This is a genomic window from Streptomyces sp. NPDC059142 (assembly GCF_042755665.1).
In the GTDB taxonomy this organism is placed as follows: Bacteria; Actinomycetota; Actinomycetes; order Streptomycetales; family Streptomycetaceae; genus Streptomyces.
Map to the genome: position 1 here is coordinate 1 of NZ_JBHZDA010000178.1, position 5,991 is coordinate 5,991.

Below are 5,991 nucleotides of genomic sequence, written 5' to 3' on the forward strand. Positions count from 1 at the left end.
GGCCCCGCCCCCGGACCGTGGGGTACGTGAAGAGTTCGACGAGCGGCGGGTTCTTCCCCAGCTCCCGGCCGATCCGGTCCTGGACCATGTGCAGCAGCACCGAATGCCCGCCCAGGTCGAAGAAGTTGTCCTCGACGCTCACCTGGGAGACCTCCAGGACCTCGGACCAGATGGCGGCGAGGACCCGTTCCGTCGCCGTGACCGGTGGCTCGGTCACCTCCGGGTCGGGAGGGTCGGGTGAGGAACCCCGCGCATGCTGGTGAGAATCCACGTTTTTCTCCCATGGCTTTTCGAAGGGCCGGCCCAGCCTTTCTATTTGTCCGCGTGAACGCGTGTCAACGAACCGCTATTGGACGGCCGGACGGTCCGTCCAACCGTGGGGAGTGCGCACTTGGACCTCTTTTCCCGAGGCCGCGCGGGCCGCCCGCCTCGGCCGACGGACGCGGCGGCCCGAACTGAGTACCGGCCGCTCATGGCCCGCTCCCCCGGGGCGTGTTGTTCTCGTTGGGTCCTCACATTCCTCGTGCCCGCCGTCGGCAGACGCGGCCGCACAGGTTTTCCCCGCCGCCGTGCGGTTCCCATGTCAGGAGAGGAAGCAGACCTATGAGTTCCACCCCGACTCAGCATTACTTCGAGACCCAGGTCGAGCTGTCGCAGGAACCGCTGCTCCTGGCGGCCCGGCTCGCCGGTTCGGGGGCGCACACGGACCATGTGGTCTACGAGCACGCCGGTGACTGGTCGTACGCGGGCGGCGCCCTCGTGGAGATCACCGTGGACCGCACCGGCGCCCGGATGCGCCGGGGCGACGAGCCGGAGACCCATCTGCCGTGGGACGGCCAGCCGCTCCGCCAGGTGCAGGGCCTGCTCGACTCGGTGACCGTGGCCGGCTGGCGGGCCTACGGCTGGGCGGCCTTCGAGCTGTCGTACGCCAAGGACGGCGACCTCGAACACCTGGGGGACGAGCGCCTGCTGCACCTGGTGATCCCCCGTGCCGAGGTGCGGTTCAGGGAGGGCCACGCCCGGCTCCGCGCCGCCGACCAGGAGACCCTGACGCAGCTCGTCGGTCTGCTGACGGGCCCGGCGGACGAGGTGAGCCGCCCGCCGAAGCGGTTGGAGGTCCGCGGGGTCGGCCGGCAGGGCTACCAGGACGCCGTCAAGTTCGCGGTCGAGGAGATCGAGCAGCGGGAGCTGCACAAGGTGATCCTCTCCCGGGTCGTGGACGTCCCCGGCGACACCGACCTGATCAGCACCTACGCCGTGGGGCGCCGGGCGAACAACCCCGCCAGGTCCTTCCTGCTCGACCTCGGCGGCCTGGAGGCCGCGGGCTTCAGCCCGGAGATCGTCGTCCAGGTGTCGGCGGACGGCCGGGTGGTGAGCCAGCCGCTGGCCGGCACCCGTGCGCTGACCGCCGACCTCCTCGCCAACGAGCGGCTGCGCGCCGATCTGCTCGCCTCCTCCAAGGAGGTGTACGAGCACGCGATCTCGGTCAAGACGGGCGCCGACGAGCTGACGGACGTCTGCGAGCCGGGCTCGGTGGAGGTGCCCGAGTTCATGGCCGTACGGGAACGGGGCAGCGTCCAGCACCTGGCGTCGCGGGTGTCGGGACGGCTGGCGCCCGGCTGCCGGGCCTGGGACGCCTTCGGCGCGGTCTTCCCCGCCGTCACGGCGTCCGGGGTGCCCAAGGAGGCCGCGTACCACTCGATCCGCCGGCACGAGGAGGAGCCGCGCGGTCTGTACAGCGGGGCGGTCCTCACGGTGGACCAGGACGGTTCGATGGACGCCGCGCTCGTGCTGCGCAGCGTCTACCGGCAGAACGGCCGCACCTGGCTGCGGGCCGGCGCCGGAATCGTGGAGCAGTCGATTCCCGAACGGGAATTCGAGGAAACGTGCGAAAAGCTCGACAGCGTGGCACGCCATCTGGTGCCCGCCGAGAATCCGGCCTGATTCGAGAAAGCGAATTCATGACATGCGCTCTTTCCTCAAGGACATTCCCACGAACGGGTCGGCCCCTGCCCCCAGGGACACCTGGCGCTCCTATCCGGCCGCCCAGCAACCGGGCTGGCCCGACCGGGCCGCTCTGCGCGCCGTCACCGACGAGCTGGAGACGGCCCCGCCCCTGGTCTTCGCGGGCGAGTGCGACCTGCTGAAGGAGCGGCTCGCCGCCGTGGCGCGCGGGGAGGCGTTCCTGCTCCAGGGCGGCGACTGCGCGGAGACCTTCGAGGGGGTCGGGGCGGACGCCATCCGGGACAAGCTCAGCACCCTCCTCCAGATGGCGGTGGTCCTCACCTACGCCGGGTCGGTCCCCGTCGTGAAGCTCGGCAGGCTGGCCGGGCAGTACGCCAAGCCGCGCTCGAAGCCGACGGAGATCCGGGAGGGCACCGAACTGCCGGCCTACCGGGGCGACGCGGTGAACGGCTTCGACTTCACCGACGCGGCGCGCGTCCCCGACCCGGACCGGCTGCTGCGCATGTACCGGTCGTCGGCCACCACCCTGAACCTGGTGCGCGCGTTCACCACCGGCGGGTACGCCAGCCTCCGTCAGGTGCACAACTGGAACCAGGACTTCGTCTCCGGCTCCCCCTCGGGACGCCGGTACGAGGCCCTCGCGGACGAGATCGACCAGGCGCTGCACTTCATGCACGCCACCGGCAACGACCCGCACGGCGTCGACACCGTCGAGTTCTTCGTCTCGCACGAGGGACTGCTCCTGGACTACGAGGCGGCCCTGACCCGTGTCGACGAGTTCAGCGGGAAGCCGTACGCGACCTCCGGGCATCTGCTGTGGATCGGTGAGCGGACCCGGGACCTGGACGGCGCGCACGTCGAGTACTTCTCCCGGATCAACAACCCGATCGCGGTGAAGCTCGGCCCGAGGACGGACCCCGACACGGCGCTCCGGCTGATCGACCGGCTCGACCCGGACCGCGAGCCGGGCCGGCTCACCTTCGTCGTGCGGATGGGCGCGGACAAGGTCCAGGACATCCTGCCCCCGCTGGTGGAGAAGGTCGCCGCCTCGGGCGCACCGGTCGCCTGGGTCTGCGACCCCATGCACGGCAACACCGTGGAGGCCCCGTCCGGCCACAAGACCCGCCGGTTCGACGACGTGCTCGACGAGATCAGGGGCTTCTTCGAGGTGCACCGGGGCCTGGGCACCCATCCCGGCGGCATCCACGTGGAGCTCACCGGCAACGACGTCACCGAGTGCACGGGCGGCGGCCACGAGGTGCTCCTGGAGGACCTGGCCTCGCGGTACGAGTCGGTCTGCGACCCCCGGCTGAACCGGTCCCAGTCGCTCGACCTCGGGTTCCTGGTCGCCGAGTTCCTCCGTACCCGCGGGAGCGCCGCCGCCTCCCCGCTCCTGGAGGCGGGCAGCCCCGCGGCCTGATCTCTTCCCCCCACCCCCTGACACCCCTGGTACGGCCCCGCTGTGGAGCCGAGAGGAGAACGCCGTTGAGCAGGTTGCGCTGGCTGACCGCGGGCGAGTCGCACGGCCCCGCGCTCGTCGCGACGCTGGAGGGGCTGCCCTCCGGCGTACCCGTCACCACCGGTCTGGTGGCGGACGCGCTGGCGCGGCGGCGGCTGGGGTACGGCCGCGGTGCCCGGATGAAGTTCGAGCGGGACGAGGTCACCTTCCTCGGAGGTGTACGGCACGGGCTCACCATGGGGTCCCCGGTGGCCGTCATGATCGGCAACACCGAGTGGCCCAAGTGGGAGCGGGTCATGGCGGCCGACCCGGTGGCCCCGGAGATCCTGGCCGGACTGGCGCGCGGCGCGCCGCTGACCCGCCCGCGCCCCGGCCACGCCGATCTGGCGGGGATGCAGAAGTACGGGTTCGGCGAGGCCAGGCCGGTACTGGAGCGGGCCAGCGCGCGCGAGACGGCGGCCCGGGTGGCGCTGGGCGCGGTGGCCCGCTCGTACCTCAGGGAGACCACCGGTGTCGAGATCGTCTCCCATGTGGTGGAACTGGCGGCGGCGAAGGCCCCGTACGGTCTGCTGCCCGCCCCGGACGACACGGCCCGGCTGGACGCGGACCCCGTGCGCTGTCTGGACGCGGACGCCGCGAAGGAGATGGTGGCGGAGATCGACCGGGCCCACCGGGACGGCGACACCCTCGGCGGTGTGGTGGAGGTCCTGGCGTACGGGGTGCCGGTGGGGCTCGGCAGCCATGTGCACTGGGACCGCAGGCTCGACGCCCGGCTGGCGGCGGCCCTCATGGGCATCCAGGCCATCAAGGGCGTCGAGGTCGGGGACGGCTTCGCGCTGGCCCGGGTGCCCGGTTCGCGGGCGCACGACGAGATCCGTCCGACGCCCGCCGGGATCCGCCGCGCCACCGGGCGCTCCGGCGGCACCGAGGGCGGGGTGAGCACCGGTGAGCTGGTACGGGTGCGGGCGGCGATGAAGCCGATCGCCACCGTGCCGCACGCGCTGGCCACCGTCGACGTGGTGACGGGCGAGGCCGCCCCGGCGCACCACCAGCGCTCGGACGTGTGCGCGGTGCCGGCCGCCGGGATCGTCGCCGAGGCGATGGTGGCGCTGGTGCTGGCGGACGCGGTCGCCGAGAAGTTCGGCGGCGACTCGGTGGCGGAGACCCGCGCCAACGTCACCGGCTACCTCGACCGCCTGCCCGTCCGGTGAGCGCCGGCGGGCCGGGCCCGGCGGTCGTCCTGGTGGGGCCGATGGGTGTGGGCAAGACGACGGTCGGTGAGCTGATCGCCGCCCGGCTCGGGGTGGTCTGCCGGGACACCGACGCCGACATCGTGGCCGCGCAGGGCCGCCCGGTCTCCGCCGTCTTCGCCGAGGACGGCGAGGGGTACTTCCGGGGGCTGGAGTCCGCCGCCGTGCGTACGGCCCTGGCCGAGCACACCGGTGTGCTGGCGCTGGGCGGCGGCGCGGTGCTGGACCCGGGGGTGCGCGGGCTGCTGGCCGGGCGTCCGGTGGCCTTCCTGGACCTGGACCCCGACGAGGCCGTCGCGCGGCTCGGCACGGACACCACCCGCCCGCTGCTGGCCGTGGATCCCGCCCGGCGGTGGCGCGAACTGGCCGACGCCCGCAGGCCGTTGTACGCCGAGGTCGCCCGGGTCGTCGTGCACACCGGGGGCCGTACCCCCGAGCAGGTCGCGGACGCCGTGCTCACCGCCCTGGCGGCGGAGCCGGCGCGGGTCCCGTACGCGAGAAGTGAGTAACGCCCACTCAGGAAGCGGCCCGGTGCGCCGTGCTCTGCTGAGCACGGCCGGTCGTCGGAGATCGACAACGTACGTGGAAAGGCAGTCCAATGAAGGTCGAGAACGTCTATCTGGCGGGGGTGGGCACCTACATCCCCGCGCTGATGCCGCTCGAACAGGCCGTGGAGTCGGGGGCGTTCGGCGCGGACGAGTACAAGGACTCCGGTATGGAGTCGGTGTCCGTCGAGGACGCCCTGTCCGCGCCGGAGATGGCGGTCCTGGCCGCCGGGACCGCGATACGGCGCTCGGGTCACAGCCCGGACGACTTCGCCGCGCTGCTGCACAGCAACACGTTCATCCAGGGCCCGGACGGCTGGTCGCCCTCCCACTACATCCTGCTGCACACCCTGGACCGGCCGATCACGTCGACCGTGATCCAGCAGGGCTGCAACGGGGTGCTGACCAGCCTGGAGATGGCCGCCCACCGGCTCCTCGCCGACCCCGAGAAGGACGCCGTCCTGCTGACGGCCGCCGACAACTTCAACACCCCGCTGGTGGACCGCTTCCACTCCTCCGCGCTGTTCCTGCTCGCGGACGGCGCCTCGTCCCTCGTGGTCTCCCGGCGGAGCGGGTTCGCCAAGGTCCTCGCCATCCGCTCCGTCTCGGACCCGAAGCTGGAGTGGCGCCACCGCACCGACGACTCGCTGCTGCCGCCGCGCGAACCGGTGGGCCGGCTCCTGGACTTCGAGACGCGGGTGAAGTACTGGCAGCGGAAGTGGGCCGACGGCGCCAAGCCGCCCGGCGGCAACTTCATCGACCTGCTCTCGGT

Annotated in this window: 6 protein-coding genes; 5 read left to right on the forward strand and 1 reads right to left on the reverse strand. The window is 72.4% G+C overall.

What is annotated here, in order from left to right; all coding sequences use genetic code 11:
* Nucleotides 1-217: phosphopantetheine-binding protein (locus ACFXPK_RS32215; RefSeq protein WP_385080691.1), on the reverse strand; the 217-nt coding region annotated here is incomplete at its 3' end.
* Nucleotides 218-603: 386 nt separating this feature from the next.
* On the opposite strand from ACFXPK_RS32215, the gene ACFXPK_RS32220 reads away from it, so the two are divergent.
* From ACFXPK_RS32220 to ACFXPK_RS32240, 5 genes are all read left to right on the forward strand, one after another.
* Nucleotides 604-1,944, forward strand: a complete 1,341-nt coding sequence (locus ACFXPK_RS32220) for a salicylate synthase (RefSeq protein WP_385003670.1) — start codon at nt 604-606, stop codon at nt 1,942-1,944.
* Nucleotides 1,945-1,966: 22 nt separating this feature from the next.
* Nucleotides 1,967-3,385 (forward strand): class II 3-deoxy-7-phosphoheptulonate synthase, encoded by a 1,419-nt coding sequence (locus ACFXPK_RS32225; RefSeq protein WP_385003672.1) that lies wholly within the window; start codon nt 1,967-1,969, stop codon nt 3,383-3,385.
* Nucleotides 3,386-3,450: 65 nt separating this feature from the next.
* A complete protein-coding gene (aroC, locus tag ACFXPK_RS32230; RefSeq protein WP_385080693.1) occupies nt 3,451-4,635 on the forward strand; it encodes a chorismate synthase in 1,185 nt (394 codons plus the stop codon).
* Nucleotides 4,636-4,676: 41 nt separating this feature from the next.
* Nucleotides 4,677-5,183 carry a shikimate kinase gene (locus ACFXPK_RS32235; protein WP_385080695.1) on the forward strand — a complete coding sequence of 169 codons (507 nt, stop codon included), beginning with the start codon at nt 4,677-4,679 and terminating at the stop codon, nt 5,181-5,183.
* A gap of 89 nt (nt 5,184-5,272) precedes the next feature.
* The coding region (locus ACFXPK_RS32240; RefSeq protein ID WP_385080697.1) for a 3-oxoacyl-ACP synthase at nt 5,273-5,991 on the forward strand (719 nt) is incomplete at its 3' end.